The organism is Oleiphilus sp. HI0066 (genome assembly GCF_001635725.1).
In genome coordinates, this window is record NZ_LWFH01001806.1 from 1 (window position 1) to 1260 (window position 1260).

Below are 1260 nucleotides of genomic sequence, written 5' to 3' on the forward strand. Positions count from 1 at the left end.
TACCATACCTGGGCGTGACGGCACAGATACCGTTAAGAACATCGAATTTTTTAGTTTTGCAAATGGCACCTATACAGATAGCAATGTTCAGTCTGGTTCGCCAATTCCTTCAACCGTTGGAAGCTATCAATCTGTCTCTGCGCATCCTGTTGTAGGCGGTGCATATGGTGCCCTGACCATTGCCCAAATCGACAATACGATACTCACTTCGACTTCCAGTAAACTCAGCGGTATCGCCTTTATTAGCCGATCCGCCATCTAACAGATCATTTCCGCTACCACCTCTTAAAACGTCATCTCCTTTTCCTCCCTTCAATTGGTCGTTGCCATCACCTCCGTGAATTCGATCATCCTTATCGCCTCCGTCTATCCGGTCGTTACCTCCGCGTCCGTCGATAAAACCTTGCTTGTTAGTACCCTTAATGTGATTGTCTGCATTATTGCCAACACGAGTAGGACTAGAATTTTCATCAGGTGCTTTAAACTCTGGGTCTTTTAAGGCAGTACCCGGTGCGCCAGAAAATGAGCCACTATCTTTGGGTTTGGTATTCTCAATAACATTCGCGACAATCGTAGGGTGCGTCGTGGTTACGCCACTCGGAGGAGTGCCTCCGCCCCCTGGAGCTCTATTTTGCGTTCCGATGACATCGACATTAATCGAGAAGGGTTGAGAAGTGCCGCCGCTTAAATCAACCGCGACAACTTGAAACGCCTCTTGACCCGTTTGACCTGCCTTCAAGGCTTTTGTATCTGCGTCATTGTTATCGAGGGTATATATCCACTTGCCATTTTGGTCGATAGAAAGCGAGCCATAAGTGCCGTTGGGGTTGAGTACGCGCCATTGGGTAATTTTGTCGCCTGTGTCTACGTCCGTTGCTTGCAAGAAGCCAACTGCATTCAATTGAAGATTTTCAACAGTCGTGCCCGTCGCGATTCCATTGACAGTTGGTACGTCATTGGTACCAACTAAATTCATGGAAATCACTTTTGATACCGACGCACCGGACTGATCGGTCGCCACGACGGCAAAGCTCTCGGTTGCGATTTGCCCCTGCGCTAAGGCTTGCGTTGCATTTGCACCTTTATCGAGGGTATATGTCCAATTACCGTTGGCATCAATCGTGAAAGTGCCATAGGTGCCTTTGAAAGTGCCTGGAGTAAACGTCGCAGTATCGCCCTTATCGACATCGCTCGTGCTCAGCGTTCCAGATAACTGAGTTTGCGCTCCGTCTTCCAGTAGGGTCATCTGACTTGGAGGCG

General features: G+C 48.8%; 1 protein-coding gene. It reads right to left on the reverse strand.

What is annotated here, in order from left to right:
- Positions 1-109: 109 nt before the first annotated feature.
- On the reverse strand, positions 110-1260 hold a 1151-nt coding region (locus tag A3738_RS32455), incomplete at its 5' end, for a VCBS domain-containing protein (RefSeq protein ID WP_197474101.1).